The following is an 18422-nucleotide window of genomic DNA, read 5'->3' as shown; positions in this document are numbered from 1 at the left end:
ATGCGGCCCCGCCGCCCCGGCACCCGCCCGGGCTCGCACCCCCTTCACCCCTCCCCCCCTCCCCCCATCTCCTGCCGCACGCCATCGGCGTCCCCGCGGTGAGCCCCGGGCATCCCCACACCGCCCCCGGCCCCGCATCCGGCCCGGTCGCTCACGGCACCCCCACTCCTCCCGGAGGCACGCATGAGCGGTCGTCGGCGTCTGGACTGGCTCGGGCTCACCCCCGAACCGGAGCGGGAACTGCCCGCTGCGGTCGCCGCCCTGCGCGCTTCCTCGCACCATCCCCCTACGGAACCCACGGGGCCCACAGACCCCGCACCGCCGCCACCGGCCGAGCTCGTCGCCTCCGAGCGACGCCGCCTGGAGCACCTGATCCTGCGGGGCGGCCGGCGCGACTGGCTGCGTTACCTGGCCGAAGTCGCCGCGCTGGTGACCGCCGCCGCCGACGGCGCCGGGCAGGGCGACCACCCGGCCGCCCTGCTCGCCGGCGAGGTGGTCCTCGACCACCACCGCATGCTCGTCGGGCTCTCGGGACCGGGATACGCCCGAACCGCCTCGGACCGCGCCGCACTTGAGCGTGCCGTTCGGACACTGCACTCCAACTCCCGCACAGAAAGCATCCGATGACCGCGATTCGACTCCCTGCGGGGCAGCCACCGGGTTCCGTACTCGGAGCCGCTCCGGGCGCGCCGGAAGGCGTCGAGGCGTACCTCGCCACCGGCGGCTACGCCGAAGCCACCGGCCCGGACGAGCTGCTGGGCCACCTCGCCTCATCCGGTCTGCGCGGGCGCGGCGGGGCCGGCTTCCCGGCCGCCGTCAAGCTGCGTGCCGTCCGCGAGCGCGGCGGCGTCCCGGTGGTGGTGGCGAACGGCGAGGAGGGCGAGCCCGGCTCGGTCAAGGACCGCTGGCTGCTGCGGGCCAGGCCCCATCTGGTCCTCGACGGCCTCGCCCGCGCCGCCGCGGTCACCGGCGCCGTACGCGGCTACGTCTACCTCTCGGACCCGGTGGCCGCCGACCGCGTCCGCCGGGCCCTAGCCGAACGGGAGCCGGACCTTCCCGTCGAGGTCGTCGAGACCGCGCACACCTACGTCGCCGGGGAGGAGAGCGCGGTCGTCCGCCGGATCGACGGCGGGCCGGCCCTGCCCACCGCCAAGCCTCCCCGCCCCTTCGAGCGCGGCGTCGGCGGCGCGCCGACCCTCGTCTCCAACGTCGAGACCCTCGCCCGAATCGCCCTCATCGCCACCAGCCCCGGCCTGCGGCAGTCGATCGCCCGCTCCACCCTGGTGACCCTGTCCGGCGGCGGCGCCGCCCCCGTCCTCACCGAGGTCCCCTACGGCGTCCCCCTGCGTGAACTGGCCGCCGCTCTCGGCGTCCCGGACGCGGCCGGGGCCCTGATGGGCGGACTGTTCGGCGGGTTCATCGACGCCCGCGCCCTGGATCTCCCCCTCGAACCCGGCGCGCTCACCGCGGCGGGCACGGCACTGGGCTGCGGGGCGATCCGCTTCCTCGCCGCCGGAGCCTGCCCGGTGAGCACCGCCGCCGATGCCGTCGGCCACCTCGCGGCGCAGAGCGCACGGCAGTGCGGGGTCTGCGTCTCGGGCACCGCGGCCGTCCGCGACGCCGTGTACGCCCTCGCCACGGGGACCGCCGGCCCCGACACCCTCCTCCACCTGGACCGGTGGTCGCGGGGCCTGCCCGGGCGCGGCGCGTGCGGCCTGCTCGACGCCGCCGCGGGCATCGCCGGGAGCCTGCTGCGCTCCTTCCCCGAACCCGTCCGGTCCCACCTGCGCGGGCCCTGCCCCGGCTGCGCCGCCGTCTCCTCCCCCGCGGGCGGTCAAGGGCGCCGCCTCACCGTGGCCGTACCGGAGATCACCGGCACGGCCGTGGGCGACAGGACCGTACCCCGCTCGCCCGTGCTGAAAGGAACACCGTGAACCTCCTGCTGGACTCCACCCGCTGCCAGGGCTACGGACTGTGCCAGGAACACGCACCCCACCTGGTCGAACTCGACGAGTGGGGCTACGCGAAGGTCATCGCCGTCGCCGTCCCGCCCGGCGCCGAGGAAGCGGCGCGCGACTGCGCCGCGAGCTGCCCCAACTCCGCGCTCCGAGTGGAGAAGTGACATGGGACGTGATCTGACCGCTCCCCGTGATCTGACCGCTCTCTTCGACCCCCGCTCGGTCGCCGTGGTCGGTGCCAGCGACGATCCGGCCAAGTACGGCCACGCCGTGGCCTCCCAGGCGCTCCGCGCCGATGGCCGGCGCCCCGTGCACCTGGTGAACCGGCGCGGTGGCACCGTCCTCGGCAGACGGGCGGCCCCGTCCCTCTCGGCGATCGGCGAACCCGTCGAGCTGGTGGTGATCTCCGTCCCCGGCAGCGGCTTCGAAGCCGCCGTGGAGGACGCCCTGGCCTGCGGGGCGAAGGCGATCGTCGGCATCACCGCCGGCTTCGCCGAGGCCGGCCCCGCGGGAGCGGCCCGCCAGCGCGCGGTCGTCGCCAGGGTCCGGGAGGCCGGAGCCGTGCTCGTCGGGCCCAACTGCCTGGGCGTCGCGGACAACACGACCGAGCTGTACCTCGCCTCGGACCGATTCGCGCCCGGCGGCACCGCCCTGCTGAGCCAGAGCGGCAACCTCGCCCTCGAACTCCAGCTCCGCGGCGCTCCGCACGGTCTGGGCTTCTCCCGGTTCGTCTCGCTCGGCAATCAGGCCGACGTCACCCTCGTCGACCTCGTCGAGGACTGCGCCCGCCACGAGGCCACCACCGCGATCGCCGTGTACGCCGAGGACTTCGGCGACGGCAGGGCCTTCGCCGGGGCCGCCGCCGCGGCGGGCAAACCGGTGGTCCTGCTCACCGCCGGGCGCGGCTCCGCCTCGGCGCGCAGCGCCCGCTCGCACACCGGGGCGCTCACCACGTCGGCCGACGTCGTGGCCGCCGCCTGCCGCGACGCGGGAGTGGAACTGGTGCGCACGCCCAGGGAGATGACCGTCGTACTGGCCGCCGTGAGCAGTCGGCCCGGGCCTCGTACGGGAGGGCGCCGGACCGCGGTCTTCACCGACGGCGGTGGCCACGGGGCGATCGCGGCCGACGCCGCCGAGGACGCCGGGCTGGACGTGCCGGAGCTCGCGGAGGCGACCCAGGCAGGGCTGCGGACCGTGCTGTGGCAGCAGTCGGCGGTCGCCAATCCGGTCGACCTGGCGGGGATGGGCGAGCAGCGGCCCCTGTCGTACGCCGACGCGGTCGGGCACCTCCTCGCCGCCGAGGAGGTCGACGCGGTGCTGATGACGGGCTACTTCGGCGGGTACGCGGCGTCCGAGGGCGGCCTGGGCGGCGGGCAGGCGGGCGGCTCCGTGCTCGCGGAGGGTGAGACCCGGGCCGCCGAGAAGATCGTCACCCGCCTCGCGGAGTCACCCAAACCCCTGGTGGTGCAGTCGATGTATCCGCGCTCGCCGAGCTGCCGCGTCCTGGCCGGGGCCGGGATACCGGTGTTCGCCGCCACGGAGGACGCCGCCCGCGCGCTGTCGGCGATGACCCGCCGGGCGGCCCGCTCCGGCCCGGAGCTCGCCGCACTGCCCGCCGCCGCCGCGCCGCTGCGGGACCCGGGGTACCACGCGGTGCGCGGACTGCTCGGCGCCGCCGGAGTGCCGTTCCCGCCGGCCCGCGAGGTCACCGACGAGGCCGGAGCACTGGCCGCGGCCGGGGAGTTCGAGGGCCCGTACGTACTGAAGGCCCTGCACCTCCTGCACAAGTCCGACGCGGGTGGCGTGGCGCTGCGGCTGGCCGGCCGGGACGATCTCCTGGCCGCCTACCGGGACATGCGCGCCCGGCTCGGCCCCGGCTCGTACTCGGTCGAGGCGATGGCCGACCTCTCGGACGGCATCGAGCTGATCGTGGGCGTGAACCGCGACCCCCGCTTCGGACCGGTGGCCATGGTCGGGCTCGGCGGGGTCCTCACCGAGACCCTGCGCGACGTGGCCTTCGCGCTGGCGCCGGTACCGGCGCGGCGGGCCGGGGAGCTGCTGCGGGGGCTGCGGACCGCCGCCCTGCTGTCGGGTGTCCGCGGCCGGCCGGCCGTGGACGTGGCGGCCGCGGCCGACGTGATCGAACGCATCACGACCGTGGCCGCCGCGCATCCGGAGATCGCCGAGCTTGAGGTCAACCCGCTGCTGGTCCGCCCCGGCGGCGCCCTGGCGCTCGACGCACGGGCCGTCCTGGGCTGATCCCGCGCCACTCTCCGCGCACCTCGACTTCCCTACTTCTTCCGCCCCTTAGGCCCAGGAGAACACCGTGGACTTCCGCTACACGCCCGAGCAGGCCGACCTCAAGGCCCGCGCCGCCGCCTACGCACACCTCCTGATGGGGTACGAGGAGCAGTCCGAGGAAGCGGGCGGTCCGCTGCCCGCCGAGACGGTCCGCGAACTGACCCGCGCCGCCATGGACGCCGGCGTCTACGCGATCAACATGCCCGCCGCCTGGGGCGGGGCCGGCCTGTCCCTGCTGGACCAGGTCATCGTCGAGGAGGAGTTCGGCAAGGTCACCAACTGCCTCTGGGACATCCCCTGGCGGCCCGCGAACGTCCTCGCCCACGGCACCGGGGCGCAGCGCGAGAAGTACCTCCTGCCCGTCATCCGGGGCGAGCGGTTCGACGCGTTCGCCGTCACCGAACCGGGTGCGGGCTCGGACCCCGGCTCGTGCACGAGTACGGCGACCCGCACCGCGGGCGGCTGGCTGCTCAACGGCGAGAAGTGGTTCGTGACCTGCGGTGACATCGCCGATTTCCTGCTGGTGCAGGCCGATGCGGGCCCGGAGCGGGCCGCGACGCTGTTCTTCGTGGACAAGGGTGCGGCGGGCGTCGAGATGACGCGGGTCCCCCGGTTCATGCACTCCGCGGTGAACGGGCACCCCGAGTTCACCTTCACCGATGTCTTCGTCGCCGACGAGGACGTCCTCGGCGGTGTCGGCAACGGCTACGAGCTGACGAAGGAGTGGTTCACGGACGAGCGGCTGATGATCGCCGCCCGGACCGTCGGAGCGGCGGAGCGGGCCCTCGAACTCGCCCGCGACTGGGCCGTCGGCCGTCGCCAGTTCGGCTCCCCCATCGCCGACTTCCAGCTGATCCAGGGCATGCTCGCCGACTGCGCCGTCGACATCGCCGTCAACCGCGCCTACACCCACCAGGTCGCCTGGGAGGCCGACCAGCCGCACACCGACCCCAAGACCCTGCACGCCAAGGCGTCGACGGCGAAGCTCGCCGCGAGCGAGGCGGCGGGTCGGGTCATCGACCGGTGCGTACAGATCTTCGGCGGCCGCGGCTACGACCGCTCGTACCCCGTCGAGCGGATGTACCGCGAACTGCGCGTCGACCGGATCTGGGAGGGCACCTCCGAGATCCAGCGCCTGATCATCGCCAACGAGCTCGTCAAGCGGGGTACGCGGGCACTCGCGCTGCCCGGCCGCTCCTGACGGGTCCCCTTCACCACCACCACTTGCCCCCCTCCACCACGATCACGAGGACGAACACCCCATGGACTTCCGCCTCACCGCCCGTCAGGAAGAGCTCCGCGACTCGGCGCGCGCCCTCACCGGCTTCATCACGAAGTACGAGCTCGACTGCGAGGAGAACAACGGGCTGCCCCCGCAGGCCCACACCGAGATCCGCGACGCCGTCCTCGACAGCGGACTCCAGGCCGTCAACATGCCCGTGGAATGGGGCGGCGCCGGCCTGAGCATCCTGGAGCAGGTCACCGTCCAGGCCGAACTGGGACGGCTCACCGGCGCCCTGTGGGACATGGTGTGGCGTCCCGCCAACGCCCTGTCCTTCTGCACGCCGGAGCAGCGCGAGCGCTACCTCGTCCCGGTGATCCGGGGACGGCGCCGCGACTGCTACGCGGTGAGCGAGCCCGAGGCGGGCTCGGACCCGCAGAGCCTGCGGACCACGGCGACGCGGACCGGGGACGGCGGCTGGGTGCTGAACGGCGAGAAGTGGTTCGTCACCGTGGGCGACCACGCCGACTTCATGATCGTGCTCGCGGCCGCCGGGGAGGAGCGGGCACCGACCCTGTTCCTCGTCGACAAGGACACCCCGGGCATCGAGATGACCCGGGTGCCCCGCTGGATGCACACCTTCGTCTACGAGCACCCCGAGTTCACCTTCACCGATGTCCGCCTGCCCGCGGACGCCGTGCTGGGGGAAGTGGGCACCGGCTACGACATCACCCGCTCCTGGTTCACCGAGGAACGGCTGATGATCGCCGCACGCACGATCGGAGCGGCGGAGCGGGCCCTGGAACTCGCCCGCGACTGGGCGGTCGAGCGCCGCCAGTTCGGCTCCCCCATCGCCGACTTCCAGCTGATCCAGGGCATGCTCGCCGACTGCGCCGTAGACATCGCCGTCAACCGCGCCTACACCCACCAGGTCGCCTGGGAGGCCGACGAAGGCGTCCTCGACCGCAAGACGCTGCACGCGAAGGCCGCCATCGCCAAGCTGTCGGCGAGCGAGGCGTCCGGCCGGGTCATCGACCGCTGCCTGCAGATCTTCGGCGGCCGCGGCTACGACCGCTCGTACCCCGTCGAGCGGCTCTACCGCGAACTGCGCGTGGACCGGATCTGGGAGGGCACCTCCGAGATCCAGCGCCTGATCATCGCGGGCGAACTCGTCAAGCGCGGCACGGGCGTGCTGCGGATGCCGTCGGCCGTGTGACCTCCGCATCCGACGCATCCGAGGCATCCGGCACATCCGGGGCATCCGACAGATCCGAAGGGAAAGAACCGATGGCCGATGTCGAACGCGTCGGGATCGTGGGGTGCGGCCTGATGGGCTCCGGGATCGCCGAGGTCTGCGCCCGCGCCGGGCGGGACGTCGTGGTGGTGGAGTCGAACCGGAGGGCCGCGGACGCCGGCCTGGAGCGGATCACCCGCTCCCTGGCCCGCGCCACGGCCGCCGGAAAGCTCACCACCGCGGACCGCGAAGCCGCTCTGGGCCGGATCGTGATGACCACGGACATGGACCGGATGACCGACCGGGACCTCGTGGTCGAAGCGGTGGCCGAGGACGAGCGGGCGAAGCTGGAGGTCTTCGCCCGGCTCGACCGGACCGTCGGGCGCGGGGACGCGGTCCTCGCGACGAACACCTCCTCCATCGCGGTCATCCGGCTGGCGGCGGCAACGTCCCGGCCGGAGCAGGTCGTCGGCCTCCACTTCTTCAATCCCGTCCCGGTGCTTCCCCTGGTCGAGCTGGTGCCCTCCCTGCTCACCTCCGCGGAGACCGTCCGGCGCGCCGGGGAGTTCGCCGCCGACGTGCTGGGCAAGCAGGTGGTCCACGCCGAGGACCGGGCAGGGTTCGTGGTGAACGCGCTCCTCGTCCCGTACCTGCTGGCCGCCGTCCGGATGGCCGCATCGCGGACCGCTTCGGCCGAGGACATCGACCGGGGCATGACCCTGGGCTGCGCGCACCCGCTCGGGCCGCTGGCCCTGGCCGACCTCATCGGACTGGACACCGTCCAGGCGATCGCCCGGTCGATGTACGCGGAGTACCGGGAGCCGCTGTACGCACCGCCGCCCTTGCTGGCGCGGATGGTGGACGCGGGCCTGCTCGGCCGCAAGACGGGCCGGGGCTTCCACACCTATTCATGACCGCTCTTCATGACCGCGGTGCCCCGGCGGCCGGAGCCCGGACGCCTCATGCGCGAGGATGGGGGTCCGGCGGGCGGGGCCGCCGGGGCCCTTCCACCCACCCACCCACGCACCCCACTCGACGGGTGCCGACCCGGGGAGCAGCCCACGTGACCAAGGCCGAGCGGGCACTCGAAACGCGTGAGCGAATCCTCACGGCCGCGTGCGAAGTGATCGCCGACATCGGCTTCGAGCACGTCAGCATGCGCAAGGTCGCCGAGCACGCGGGTGTCTCGAAGGCCCTGCTCCACTACCACTTCGACACCCGCGAGAAGCTCTTCGCCGAGGCGATGACGCACTCTTTCGCCAAGACCGGCACGGACACCGGCAGCGAGGACGCTTCGCTCCCGGCCGCCGCCGTCCTGGCGCGGATCGTACGGAGCATGCTGCCCACGGACGCCGAACTCCGCCAGGACTGGAAGCTCTGGCAGGAGCTGTGGGTGCGCGCCCTGCGCGACGCGGCGGCCCGGGACCTCGCCGTCGACCTGTACGACCAGCTGCACGCGTGGGTCGCCGGGGTCGTGGAACGGGGCATCGCTTCCGGAGAGTTCACCGACTGCGACGTCGCCGAGGTGGGCACGCTGGTGCTGGCCCTGTGCGACGGCCTCGGCAACCGGCTGATGCTGGAGGACCCCCGGATCGACCTCGCCACGGCTCAGTCGACGATCTGGCGGGCGATCGCGCCGGCCCTCGGGATCGCCCCCGTCTTCCCCGAGGTCGCGCCGGAGGTCCCCCCGGCAGTCTGAGAGCTCGCGCCCGAGGTCTCCCCGGCGGTCGGACGGCCCGTCCCGCGGCCCGCGGCCGACCTTCACCGGCCGCGCGGCCATCCCGTACGCCGCCGGGAGCCGCGCGACGCACGCCCGGACGGCAGGGGTGCGGCCAGGCCGAAGACCACGGTGATCCGGGCGCCGCCGCGGGGCCCGCGGGCGATGCGCACCGAGCCGCCGGTGACGGACCCGGCCCTGCGGGCGATGTCGAGGCCGAGCCCCGAGGAACCGGTGCTGCTTCCGCGGGAGAGTGCCTGGTCCGGTTCGGGGATGCCGGGGCCCTCGTCCTCCACGACCAGTTCCACGGCCTGGGCGGTACGGGCGACACGGACGGCGAACGCGGTGCCGGGCGCGGTGTGCCGGAAGACGTTGCCGATGAGCGCGTCCACCACGGCGGCGACGTCGTCCTCGGAGAGGCCGACGGCCGCGGGCTCCTGGGTGAGGTCGAGGGAGCAGGGGCGGTCCTGCTGCTCCGCCAGAACCGCCCAGAAGGCGGTCCGCCGGCGCACGACGTCCGCGGCCTCGCAGCGGGGTCCGGCCGGTGCGGGACTCGTGGCGCGGTGTGCCCCGCCCGTTTCCGGGCCGAGCATGCCCTGCCCCATCGGGCCCACGGCGAGCGGGGTGCGGGCCGCGGTGATGATGGCCCGGAGTTCCGTCTCCAGGGCGCACACGGCGGCCTCGACCCTGGCCGACTCCGGTGAGCCGGCCATGCGTTCCGTTGCCAGGTGCAGGGCGGTCAGCGGGGTGCGCAGCCGGTGGGACAGGTCGGCGACCAGTTCGCGTTCGACGGCGAGCAGTTCGGTCATCCGGTGGGCCATGGTGTTGAAGGCGATGCCCGCCTCGCGCAGTTCCCTGGGTCCCATGGGGTCCACGCGGGCGTCCAGATTGCCCCGGCCCAGGGCCTGGGAGGCGTGGGCGAGCCTCTTGGAGGACCTGACGACCTTCGCGCCGAGGCGGTCGGCGACCAGGACGGACCCGCCGACCAGTCCGACGGCGAGGAGGAGCATGACCGTCCAGGAGGCCGTGACCCCGCGGGTCAGCTCCTCTTCGGGGACGAAGTTCTCGATGACGGCGACCTGGTCCCCGGGCAGTACGACCGGCTGCAGGCAGATCCACCCGTCGGGCATCCGCTGGGAGATGGACTCGCGTCCCCGCTGGGCCCGTTCGAGCAGGGCCGCCGGGGCGCGGGAGGCGCCGAGGGCGGGCTCGTCCGGCAGGTGCACGACCACGTACTCGGCCGCGTCCAGGCTGGCCGCGGATTCCCGCAGGGCGGACGGATCCGTGGTCAGTGCCAGTACGGGGGCCAGGGCGGCGGCCCGCTGCTCGGCCGCGGTGACGCTCTGCTCCTTGACGAGCGACATCACCAGGGCGGCCAGCGGTATGAGGAAGGAGAGGGCGACCATGGACGTGACGGCGAGCGCCACTCCGGCGAGCGAGCGTCTCACCGCGGCGCCACCAGCTTGATGCCGACACCGCGGACGGTCAGCAAGTAGCGGGGGGCCGCCGCGCGTTCGCCGAGCTTTCGGCGCAGCGAGGACAGGTGCACGTCGACGGTCTGGTCGTCGACGTAGGGCTCGCGCCAGACCTCGGTCAGCAGCCGCCGTTTGGAGACGACCTGGCCGGTGTGGTGGGCGAGGAAGGCCAGGAGGTCGAACTCGCGCCGGGTGAGCCGCAGCTCGCGGCCGGACAGGTACGCGGTGCGCGCCCCGGGGTCCACCGCCAGCTCGCCCACGGTGGTGGGGCGCAGCGGCTCGGCCGCGGGGGCCGGCCGCGCACCCCCGCCGCCGTGCGCGGCATGGGCCGGCGGCAGGTGGTTGGTGCGCCGCAGGACGGCGGAGAGGCGTGCGATGAGCTGTCCCCCGGAGAAGGGTTTGACCAGGTAGTCGTCGGCGCCCGCGTTGAGGAGCCGGATGATTTCCGCTTCGTCGTCGCGGGCGGTGGCCACCAGGACGGGAACGGAGGAGATGCCCCGGATCATGCGCAGTGCGTCTCCTCCGTCCAGATCGGGCAGCCCCAGGTCGAGGACCACCGCGTCGACGGGTGACTGGGTGACCTCGCGCAGGGCGCCGAACCCGTCGCCCGCGCTGCGTACGGCATAGCCGTGCTCCGTCAGGACTTCGATGAGTGACTGGCGGATGCTGGGGTCGTCTTCGACGACCAGGACGCTCGGCATGGGCACACCTTAGGTGAACGCTCGTTCCTATTGGTTGCCGGCTTGGTCGCCGAAGGCCGGGCCCCCGTCGGTGACGTGCAGGTGGACGGGGCGGTCGGAGACCGGAATGGTGCAGCCCTCCTGCGCACTGCAGCTCGCGTACCCGAGCAGTACGGTCGCGTCCCCGCTGCCGTCCAGGCGGACGGGCAGGGTGGTGGTGACCGGGCCGTCCGGGTAGACGGGGACCGGGGCGTCGACGCCGGGCACGCTGATCGTCCGTACGTCCGCCGCGGCCGTCAGCTTCCCGTCCGCCCGCAGCACGCCGGTGACGGCCAGCGAGGTCGGCCGGCCGACGCCCTCGATTCCGGTGGCCGGCAGATCGGTGCTGTAGAGGTGGAACCCCTTCTCCTCGGGGGTGAAGACCGCGGTCAAGGTGGCCCTCGGTGGTTGCCAGTCGGAGACGGAGAGCGTGACGGTGACGCCGTTCTCGGTGAAGCTCGTCGTGGGCGCGGAGCCGGTCGCGGAGCCGGGCGCGGAGCCGGGCGCGGAGCCGGTCGCGGAGCCGGTCGCGGCGGGCTGCTCGCCGCATGCCGCGAGGGCGCCCAGGGAGAGCATGGCGACCAGGGCCGCGGCGACGCCGGCCTTGCGGGAGTCCTTCGCGTACGGGGAAACGTTCATCGGCTGTGCCTTCGTGAGGAAAGGACGGGACATGGGCGGGGCCGGTTCTAGACGGCGGTGGTGAACGCCGCGCTCCACGACTGGAGCCGGTACACCAGGTCGTTCCACACCCCGGTGGCCAGCAGGAGGCCGACGAGGACGAGCATTGCGCCGCCGGTCCGCAAGACCCACTGGTAGTGCCGTTTGACCAGGCCGAAGGCGCCCAGTGTCCGGCGGAAGGCCAGGGCCGCCAGGAGGAACGGCAGGCCCAGCCCGAGGCAGTAGGCCGCCATCAGCAGGGCCCCGCGGGCCGCGCTGGCCTCGCTCCAGGCGAGCGCCTGTACGGCGGCCAGTGTCGGGCCGATGCACGGGGTCCACCCGACCGCGAACACCGCCCCCAGCAGCGGCGCGCCCGCCAGGCCGAGCACGGGCCGCCGGTGGCTGCGGAACTCCCGCTGCGCGAAACCCGGCAGGAAGCCCATGAAGGACAGCCCCATCAGCACGGTGAAGGCGCCGAGCACCCGGGTGACGGCCTCCTGGTGGGCCAGCAGGGTGCGGCCGAAGTACCCGAACAGGGCGCCTCCGGAGACCAGTACGGCCGTGAAGCCGAGGACGAACAGCGCCGCGCCGGCCGCCATGCGGCTGCGCTGCCCGCCGCGGGCGTCCGCCAGGTCGGAGACCGACAGGCTGGTCACGTAGCTGAGGTAGCCCGGCACGAGCGGCAGTACGCACGGCGAGAGGAAGGAGACCAGTCCCGCGAAGAACGCCACGGGGGCGGCCACGGCCAGCGTCCCGTGGAGGAGGGAGGGGGCGACGTCGGCGGCGGTGAGCGTCGTCATGCCGGTGAGCGTCGTCATGCCGTCTCCTCGGCGACGCGGAGGAGCAAGGGCCTCAGTTCCTCGTCGGTGACCGCTCCCCCGATGCTGACGGCGATCCGGCCGCGGCGGTCGATCACCAGCGTCGAGGGGATGGTCTGCGGGTTGAGGAGTGCGGGCGGAAAGCGGAGCAGGAGCTTGCCGGTGGGGTCGTGGAGGCTCGGGAACCCCAGGCCGTGCGCGCGTACGAAGGACCGTGCCGCCGCGCGGTCCGGGTCGCGGGTGTTGATCCCGAGGAACCGGACGCCCTGCGTGCGGGTCTGCCCGCTGAGCCGTTCGAGGTCGTCGGCCTCCGCCCGGCAGGGCCCGCACCACGATCCCCAGACGTTGAGGACGACGACCTGCCCCCGGTACTCGGTGAGGCTGAGCGGCTTTCCGTCCAGGTCTGCGCCCGTCAGCACGGGCGCGGGGGGCCGGCCGCCCGTGTCCACGACCACGGCCGCGGACACGGACACGGGCCTGACCGCGGCGCCGTCCGGGCCGGGCGGCGCCCCGCCGCCGTCTTGGGGGGTGGGGCCCGCGGCGGCGTAGAGGCAGCCGGCGACGGCGACCGCGAGGCCGGCACCGGCCAGGACGGTGCGGCGCGGGACCGCTCGTCTCATGACGCCCACTTGCGGAGGAAGGAGCCGATGCCGTCCGAGGTCAGGGCGGGATTGCCGGTGACGTGCGTGTCGGTGCGTACCGTGCCGGTCGCCGAGACCACGACCAGGACGGGCATCTTGTACGTCCCGCCCGAGGGGCTGTACTTGCGCAGGAGGGCGGAGTTGGCGGAGCTGTCGCCGCCGATGTCCACCTTGACCAGGTGGTACGAGGCTCCGAGGACCGATGCCGTCCGGGGCTGGGCGAACACCTTGTCGGCCGCCTTGCAGTTGCCGCACCAGTTGGCGCCGAAGTCGAGCAGCACCATCCGGCCGTCGGCCTTGGCCGCGCGCAGCGCCGCGTCGATCAGCTTCTGCGCGTCGGCCGAACTGTCGTAGCCGGGGCCCGGTATCCGGGCCGCCGGGGCGGGCGCGGCGGCGGTGGTGCGGGACGGCTTGGGGGCGGGCTTGGCGGGCGGGGCGGGCTTGCCGCGCGAGGAGGTGGGCGAGGCGCCGGCCGGGGTGCCGGCCGACGCGGACGCCGACGGCGGCGTGGACGGCGTGCCGGACGCGGTCGGGGAGGCCTCCGCGGACGCGGACTCCGTTGCGGCCGCGAGGGTCTGCGACGGCTGTCCGGGCGCGGCCGGCGCGGCGGCACCGGTGGACTGGGCGGACGGACCGCACGCCGCGGTCAGCGCGGCGGCGACCACGGCCGCGGCCACCAGGGGCAGCCGCCTGCCCAGGGGCCCGGCGGTGCGCGGGCGCGGCGTACGGCGGGTGGCACGGGCGGGTCGGAGGATGCGAGAAGTCATGGCGAAGACACCCCAGGGCACGGTTCGGAGTACGGAAGCGCGGAACGCCTTCCGGATCGGTGGAGCCGGTGGCACGGCGGCACGGCAGCACCGCGGCACAGCGGCTCGTCGGGGGGCCGGGGCAGTCGTGCCCGGGCGCCGAAGGCCGCTCGGCTGACGCGAGCATATGACCGCCGGGGGCCGCCGGAACCGGTTGGGCGTGATCTTGAGGTTCCCCTAAGGAACAGCTCACCTTCCGCTTCACCGGAGCTCGGCGGATAGGCGTGCAGAAGGGGGCGAACCCGGAAGGGAAGTCAGAAGGACGTCTCGCGCACGCTGGCCTTCGCCGACGGGGTGATGGTCGCCGTGATCACCGAGCGATGGTCCGCGCCGGTGAACGTGACGGTCAGGGTGTCGTCCGCGGTCTGTGACGTGGCGGCCTTGTATCCCCGGCCGGGTACCGCGGAGATCAGGCACACGCCGCGGCTGCCGTAGCGCACGGTGACCTTGCCGCCCTCCGAGGGGACGGTGTGCAGGCCGAATCCGCCTCCGTCGCAGTCGACGGGTGGTTTGGCCGCTGTCGTCCGGGGCGTTGCCGTCGGGGGCTTCACGGAGGTGGGTGTCGAAGCCGGGGGTGACTGCCGCTCGGTCGCGACGGGCGAACCACTGGCGGTGGCGCCCGGGGACGGCGGGCCCGGTGACGGGGCCGGCGACGCCGTCCAGGCCGGCGGCGTCTCGATGACCACGGGGGCGGACCGCGCGACCGGGGGCGTGTGCCTGGTCGAACCGACGACGAACTGGACCGTGCCGAGTACGGCGGTCACGCTGGCGGCCGTGCACGACAGCCATATGAGCAGGTAGCGCGGAATTCGGGGCACGGCCCCATAGTGGCGGACCCGCTCGGCCGCCCGTCACCGCCTCCCCCGCGAGGGAGCCGGCCCGCCGGAGAGCCCCCGGAGGGCCCCGGATGTACGGGGGAACACAAACGTCCTCCTGGCCCGCGTACGGGTCGCAGGACGTCGTGTGCCGGGCCCGTGGGTACGGGCCGGGTGAGGGTTCCTACCTGGACGTTCCGAAGTCCTGCGTCCACCAGGGACCGCCGTCGCCCTTGTGGAAACCTATGCCGATCTCCTTGAACCCACAGTTGAGAATGTTGGCCTTGTGACCGGGGCTGTTCATCCAAGCCTTCATGACCGCGGCGGCGTCCGCCTGGCCCCGGGCTATGTTCTCGCCCAGGCGGGACCAGCCGTATCCGGCAGCTTCCACGCGGGTGGTCATGGTGGAACCGTCGGGGCCGGTGTGGGACATGACGCCGCTGCGAGCCATGGTGTCGCTGTACGCCCGCGCCGCGGCGCTCAGCTTGGAGTTCGCGGTCAGTGCACCGCACCCGGCCGCGGCCCGCTCCTTGTTGACCAGGGACAGGACCGCGGACTCCGCACCGGACACACCGGAGGAACCACCCGAACCACCCGAACCGCCGGAGCCGCCGGAACCGCTGGAGCCCCCGGAGCCGCCACCCGTGGTCGCGGTGGGCTTACGGGTCGGGGCTTGGGGCTTGACGGCCTCGGTCGACGCCGCGGGGGTCGGGCGGCTCACCGCCGCCGGCTTCGTGGGGACGGCGGATCCGGTGGCACCCGCGGTGGGCGTCGAGGACGGCGTCGTGCCCGTCACGGACGCGGCGACGCCGGAGGACGCGGGGGCGGCCGGAGAGGGGCTTGCCGTCGCGCCCTCACGACCGGACCCCACCGCCCCGGAGTTCGGGCCGGCGGCACGGGCACGTACGCCGTCGTCGGAGTCGGCCACCGCGACCCCGACCGCCACCGCCGCAGCCGCGGCCGCCGTGGTGAGGGACAGCACGACGCGCGTGCGCACCGCCTTCTTCCGTCGCGTCTCGACGCGGGACGGCACTGCGGGGGTTCGGCTGCGGCTCATGCCGGTGACACCTCTGCGGGAAAGGAGGGACGGGCCCCCGAGCCTAGGCTGATGACCAGCGAAAACAGCGGCCCGGGGGCGTTCTTCAAGGTCCCTTAAGGAAGCCCGCAGACTCGCCACAGGAACGGCGGGGCACCGGAGGCCGCCGTGATCCGGAAGGCGCCGGGCCTCCAGGTCGTAGACCGCAGACCGCCCTGCTTGGCGGTCGCGATCACCAGGCCGCTGGCGCTGCGAGCGCTTGCGGGCGCCGGTCGGGCAGGGAAACCTGGCGAAGCCCGGGCCAAAGGTGCCGTATAGTGGAGACATCGACGCGGGGTGGAGCAGCTCGGTAGCTCGCTGGGCTCATAACCCAGAGGTCGCAGGTTCAAATCCTGTCCCCGCTACCACTCACAAGGGCCCGGATCCTCAACAAGGATCCGGGCCCTTGTGCCGTATCCGGCGCGGACGTTCCCAGGTGCGCACTTACACCCTTCATGCGCCCTGCCTTCCGAACCCGTCACCCGATCACACCCTGACCGCGGGCATCCCCGGCGCATGTCGGCCCAACCGATTGACCGCACCAGTAGTTAGGTGCCATATTACTTCCATGCCCCAGGACGCCGATCATCACCAAGCCCAGCCGACGCTGGATCAGGCCGCCCGCCAGATCCGGAGTTACGGGCTGACCGCGGACCCGCAGGCCGTTCTGGTCGCCGTCCGGCTGATGGCGACCGGCGCCCGGCTCGGCCAGGCGACCGAGGTGCACTTCGGCAGGTTCGGCCTCTCCACGGGCCGTTACCGGCTCCTGGCCGACCTCGAGGACTGCGGGGGCGAGAAGTCGCCCTCACAGCTGGCGGCCGGGCTCGGCGTATCGCGGGCCACGGTCACGGGGCTGGTGGACGGGCTGGAACGGGAAGGCCTGGTGGCCCGCCGTTCCTCCCGGGAGGACGGTCGGGCAACGGTCGTGGTGTTGACGGCTCGCGGCGCACAGCGCCTGCGGGACATGGCGCCGGAGCACTTCCGGCGACTGGAGTCGATGGTCGGCGGACTCACCGAGGCCGAGCTCGGCACGTTCCTGGAGCTGCTGGACCGGATCGCGCAGGGCATCGGCGCACTGGTCGAGGAGTAGGGGCCATACGGGTAGCACACTCCCCCGCCTAGCGGCGGGGGCCTTTTTCAGCCCATGTAGTTAGCCAGCTAATTATCTGACTCTCCTAGCTACGCGAGGACCGCATGACCAAGATGGACCAACAGACAGTCGATCCAAGACCGTTCGTCCTCTGGCGCGAGGTCGCGACGGCCTACGTCGCACCCGCGGTGTCGGCGGGGGCGGGCGCGCTCATCGGCGGGAACAGCCGGCTCCTGTGGGCCGCCGGCACCTCGATCGCCGGAACCTCCGCCGTGGTCGCCGCCCTGATCGGCGCGTGGCTGCAGCTCTTCGGCAGCCGACGCCCGGCCGGACGGGCGCGCCGCGCCGCACTGTCCCTGACGGGGGCCGCCCTCACGGCCGCTCTCGCCTTCGCCCTCGCCTACGCCGTCCAGCACGCGCGGCCCGAAGGCCTCGGGCCGCTCCACGGGGCGGCGCTCGACCGCCTCTCGCTCGACCTGCCGCTCTCCGCGGCGCTGGCCGCCACGATCGTGGGCTGGCGCTGGCGCGCCCGGTTCACCACTCGCCCCTCGAAGGGAAACCGATGATCATCGTCATGGGAGCAACCGGATCGACCGGCGGCGCACTCGTCCGCAGCCTGGCCGACGGCTCGGCGCCCTGCCGGGCCCTCAGCCGCGACCCGCGCCGGCTGCAAACCCTCCTCGGCTCCGGTGCCGGGCCGTCCACCGCATTCCGGTACGCCGACGCGGCCGACCCCGTTTCGCTGCGGACCGCGTTCAGTGGCGGCCGCCAACTCTTCCTTACCATGGAGAACGGCCCGCGGCAGGTCGAGTTCGAGCTCGCGGCCATCGAGGCCGCCCTGGACGTCGGCATCGAACACATCGTCAAGATCTCTTCCCCTGCCGCCGAGCCGGACTCCCCGGTCGCGATAGCCCGCGGCCACCACGCCGTCGAGTCCCGGCTGCGGACGGCCGGCATCACCGCCACCGTCCTGCGCCCCTACGCGTTCATGCAGAACCTCCTGATGCTCGGGCCGGGCGTGGTCCACGGCGGCCTGCTGGTGGGGGCGATGGGCCGGGCTCCCTGCAATTACGTCGACTGCCGGGACATCGGCGAGGTGGCCAGGGCCGTCCTCACCCGACCCGAACTGGCGGGCCACACGTACGCCTTGACCGGCGCCGAGACCTGCTCCTTCGACCGTCTCGCCACGCTGCTGACCCGGCTGCGGGGGCAGCCCGTGCGCTACCTCGACCTGCCGCCGGAGCAGTTCCGCGCACAACTGAGCACGACACGAGGGCTGCCGGACTGGCTGGCCGCCCACATCGTCGAGATCCAACAGCTCGCGCTCACCCGACCGGAGCGGCCCACCGACGCCGTCGCCCGGCTGCTGGGGCGCGCCCCGCGCGGGCTGGAGGCGTTCCTGACGGAACACGCCGACACGTTCCGCTGAGAGCGGCTCCACCGTCCCCTGACGGGACCGTCACCGTCCCGTCGCGCGTCGCGGTCCGGAACTCACCCACCGTTTCGGTCTTGAGCAGCCATGACCTCATCGCCGTACTCGAAGGCCCAGACACCGAATGCGCCGATCGGGCCGAGCAACGTCCTTCCCAGGGCGGTGAGTTCGTACTCGACACGGGGCGGAGCCTCGGCAAAGGCGTGTCGTTCCACCAGACCGCTGAACCCCAGCCGCCGCAGCGTCTCGGTCAGGACCTTGGGGCTGATGCCGCCGATGCGCTCGCGGAGTTCGCCGGGACGCATGGGACCGTCCCGCAGGACCCAGAGCAGGACGGCGTTCCAGGTGTTGGAGAGAAGGTCGAAGGCGAGGCGGGCGCGGCAGTCGGCGAGGTGGGCGTCGGTCGTCACTTACCACATGGTGCCTGACGGGTTTCCTACTGTCGTCCCGGAAGCGGTCGAA

20 protein-coding genes and 1 tRNA gene are annotated in these 18422 nt (G+C 73.5%); 12 read left to right on the top strand and 9 right to left on the bottom strand.

Features of this window, described 5'->3' with window-relative positions; genetic code table 11:
* Window positions 1-183 precede the first annotated feature (183 nt).
* From OG730_RS35665 to OG730_RS35630, 8 genes are all read left to right on the top strand, one after another.
* Window positions 184-627 (top strand): hypothetical protein, encoded by a 444-nt coding sequence (locus OG730_RS35665; protein ID WP_327308114.1) that lies wholly within the window; start codon window positions 184-186, stop codon window positions 625-627.
* Window positions 624-1934 carry an NADH-ubiquinone oxidoreductase-F iron-sulfur binding region domain-containing protein gene (locus OG730_RS35660; protein WP_327308113.1) on the top strand — a complete coding sequence of 437 codons (1311 nt, stop codon included), beginning with the start codon at window positions 624-626 and terminating at the stop codon, window positions 1932-1934. Before OG730_RS35665 ends, OG730_RS35660 begins: the two co-directional genes overlap by 4 nt.
* A complete protein-coding gene (locus OG730_RS35655; protein WP_327308112.1) occupies window positions 1931-2122 on the top strand; it encodes a ferredoxin in 192 nt (63 codons plus the stop codon). The genes OG730_RS35660 and OG730_RS35655 overlap by 4 nt, the downstream gene beginning before the upstream one ends.
* Before the next feature lies 1 nt (window position 2123).
* On the top strand, window positions 2124-4217 hold the full coding sequence (locus tag OG730_RS35650; protein ID WP_327308111.1) for an acetate--CoA ligase family protein: 2094 nt from the start codon (window positions 2124-2126) through the stop codon (window positions 4215-4217).
* A 67-nt stretch (window positions 4218-4284) separates the two neighbouring features.
* Window positions 4285-5460, top strand: coding sequence for an acyl-CoA dehydrogenase family protein (locus tag OG730_RS35645; protein WP_327308110.1), 1176 nt, complete (start codon window positions 4285-4287; stop codon window positions 5458-5460).
* Between the two features lie 61 nt (window positions 5461-5521).
* Window positions 5522-6697, top strand: coding sequence for an acyl-CoA dehydrogenase family protein (locus OG730_RS35640; protein WP_327308109.1), 1176 nt, complete (start codon window positions 5522-5524; stop codon window positions 6695-6697).
* Between the two features lie 71 nt (window positions 6698-6768).
* Window positions 6769-7629: a 3-hydroxybutyryl-CoA dehydrogenase gene (locus OG730_RS35635; RefSeq protein ID WP_327308108.1), complete on the top strand. Its 861-nt coding sequence runs from the start codon at window positions 6769-6771 to the stop codon at window positions 7627-7629.
* A gap of 149 nt (window positions 7630-7778) precedes the next feature.
* The gene (locus OG730_RS35630; protein ID WP_327308107.1) at window positions 7779-8414 is read left to right on the top strand and encodes a TetR/AcrR family transcriptional regulator; all 636 of its coding nucleotides are present in this window, start codon (window positions 7779-7781) and stop codon (window positions 8412-8414) included.
* 62 nt (window positions 8415-8476) lie between these two features.
* Here OG730_RS35630 and OG730_RS35625 read toward each other — a convergent pair whose 3' ends face one another.
* The 8 genes from OG730_RS35625 to OG730_RS35590 form a co-directional block, all read right to left on the bottom strand.
* Window positions 8477-9880 carry an ATP-binding protein gene (locus OG730_RS35625; protein WP_327308106.1) on the bottom strand — a complete coding sequence of 468 codons (1404 nt, stop codon included), beginning with the start codon at window positions 9878-9880 and terminating at the stop codon, window positions 8477-8479.
* Window positions 9877-10608: a response regulator transcription factor gene (locus OG730_RS35620; RefSeq protein WP_327308105.1), complete on the bottom strand. Its 732-nt coding sequence runs from the start codon at window positions 10606-10608 to the stop codon at window positions 9877-9879. Before OG730_RS35620 ends, OG730_RS35625 begins: the two co-directional genes overlap by 4 nt.
* A gap of 27 nt (window positions 10609-10635) precedes the next feature.
* Complete coding sequence (locus OG730_RS35615; protein ID WP_327308104.1) at window positions 10636-11265, bottom strand: hypothetical protein; 630 nt, start codon at window positions 11263-11265, stop codon at window positions 10636-10638.
* A gap of 47 nt (window positions 11266-11312) precedes the next feature.
* Window positions 11313-12101 (bottom strand): cytochrome c biogenesis CcdA family protein, encoded by a 789-nt coding sequence (locus OG730_RS35610; RefSeq protein ID WP_442815134.1) that lies wholly within the window; start codon window positions 12099-12101, stop codon window positions 11313-11315.
* Window positions 12098-12721: a TlpA family protein disulfide reductase gene (locus OG730_RS35605; protein WP_327308103.1), complete on the bottom strand. Its 624-nt coding sequence runs from the start codon at window positions 12719-12721 to the stop codon at window positions 12098-12100. Before OG730_RS35605 ends, OG730_RS35610 begins: the two co-directional genes overlap by 4 nt.
* A complete protein-coding gene (locus tag OG730_RS35600) occupies window positions 12718-13509 on the bottom strand; it encodes a thioredoxin family protein (protein ID WP_327308102.1) in 792 nt (263 codons plus the stop codon). The genes OG730_RS35605 and OG730_RS35600 overlap by 4 nt, the downstream gene beginning before the upstream one ends.
* Window positions 13510-13802: 293 nt before the next feature.
* Window positions 13803-14366, bottom strand: coding sequence for a hypothetical protein (locus tag OG730_RS35595; RefSeq protein WP_327308101.1), 564 nt, complete (start codon window positions 14364-14366; stop codon window positions 13803-13805).
* Between the two features lie 181 nt (window positions 14367-14547).
* Complete coding sequence (locus OG730_RS35590; protein WP_327308100.1) at window positions 14548-15420, bottom strand: CAP domain-containing protein; 873 nt, start codon at window positions 15418-15420, stop codon at window positions 14548-14550.
* 309 nt (window positions 15421-15729) lie between these two features.
* Here OG730_RS35590 and OG730_RS35585 point away from each other — a divergent pair.
* The 4 genes from OG730_RS35585 to OG730_RS35570 all read left to right on the top strand — a co-directional run bounded on the left by OG730_RS35585 (window position 15730) and on the right by OG730_RS35570 (window position 17957).
* Window positions 15730-15806 (top strand) — tRNA-Met (locus OG730_RS35585).
* A gap of 200 nt (window positions 15807-16006) precedes the next feature.
* Complete coding sequence (locus OG730_RS35580; RefSeq protein WP_327308098.1) at window positions 16007-16528, top strand: MarR family winged helix-turn-helix transcriptional regulator; 522 nt, start codon at window positions 16007-16009, stop codon at window positions 16526-16528.
* A 104-nt stretch (window positions 16529-16632) separates the two neighbouring features.
* Window positions 16633-17094, top strand: coding sequence for a hypothetical protein (locus OG730_RS35575; RefSeq protein ID WP_327308097.1), 462 nt, complete (start codon window positions 16633-16635; stop codon window positions 17092-17094).
* 8 nt (window positions 17095-17102) lie between these two features.
* The gene (locus OG730_RS35570; RefSeq protein WP_327308096.1) at window positions 17103-17957 is read left to right on the top strand and encodes an NmrA family NAD(P)-binding protein; all 855 of its coding nucleotides are present in this window, start codon (window positions 17103-17105) and stop codon (window positions 17955-17957) included.
* 62 nt (window positions 17958-18019) lie between these two features.
* On the opposite strand, the gene OG730_RS35565 is transcribed toward OG730_RS35570, so the two are convergent.
* On the bottom strand, window positions 18020-18370 hold the full coding sequence (locus OG730_RS35565) for a winged helix-turn-helix transcriptional regulator (protein ID WP_327308095.1): 351 nt from the start codon (window positions 18368-18370) through the stop codon (window positions 18020-18022).
* Window positions 18371-18422: the final 52 nt, after the last annotated feature.

Source organism: Streptomyces sp. NBC_01298 (assembly GCF_035978755.1).
Lineage (GTDB): Bacteria > Actinomycetota > Actinomycetes > Streptomycetales > Streptomycetaceae > Streptomyces.
Note: the sequence above shows the minus strand (reverse complement) of the source record. Positions and strands in the feature narration are given on the sequence as shown.

Bases quoted from the DNA above. Each gene is read 5' to 3' on its own strand.
- OG730_RS35665 (WP_327308114.1), top strand. From the start codon at position 184: ATGAGCGGTCGTCGGCGTCTGGACTGGCTCGGGCTCACCCCCGAACCG.
- OG730_RS35660 (WP_327308113.1), top strand. From the start codon at position 624: ATGACCGCGATTCGACTCCCTGCGGGGCAGCCACCGGGTTCCGTACTC.
- OG730_RS35650 (WP_327308111.1), top strand. From the start codon at position 2,124: ATGGGACGTGATCTGACCGCTCCCCGTGATCTGACCGCTCTCTTCGAC.
- OG730_RS35640 (WP_327308109.1), top strand. From the start codon at position 5,522: ATGGACTTCCGCCTCACCGCCCGTCAGGAAGAGCTCCGCGACTCGGCG.
- OG730_RS35635 (WP_327308108.1), top strand. From the start codon at position 6,769: ATGGCCGATGTCGAACGCGTCGGGATCGTGGGGTGCGGCCTGATGGGC.
- OG730_RS35620 (WP_327308105.1), bottom strand. From the start codon at position 10,608: ATGCCGAGCGTCCTGGTCGTCGAAGACGACCCCAGCATCCGCCAGTCA.
- OG730_RS35615 (WP_327308104.1), bottom strand. From the start codon at position 11,265: ATGAACGTTTCCCCGTACGCGAAGGACTCCCGCAAGGCCGGCGTCGCC.
- OG730_RS35610 (WP_442815134.1), bottom strand. From the start codon at position 12,101: ATGACGACGCTCACCGGCATGACGACGCTCACCGCCGCCGACGTCGCC.
- OG730_RS35605 (WP_327308103.1), bottom strand. From the start codon at position 12,721: ATGAGACGAGCGGTCCCGCGCCGCACCGTCCTGGCCGGTGCCGGCCTC.
- OG730_RS35600 (WP_327308102.1), bottom strand. From the start codon at position 13,509: ATGACTTCTCGCATCCTCCGACCCGCCCGTGCCACCCGCCGTACGCCG.
- OG730_RS35590 (WP_327308100.1), bottom strand. From the start codon at position 15,420: ATGAGCCGCAGCCGAACCCCCGCAGTGCCGTCCCGCGTCGAGACGCGA.
- OG730_RS35580 (WP_327308098.1), top strand. From the start codon at position 16,007: ATGCCCCAGGACGCCGATCATCACCAAGCCCAGCCGACGCTGGATCAG.
- OG730_RS35575 (WP_327308097.1), top strand. From the start codon at position 16,633: ATGACCAAGATGGACCAACAGACAGTCGATCCAAGACCGTTCGTCCTC.
- OG730_RS35570 (WP_327308096.1), top strand. From the start codon at position 17,103: ATGGGAGCAACCGGATCGACCGGCGGCGCACTCGTCCGCAGCCTGGCC.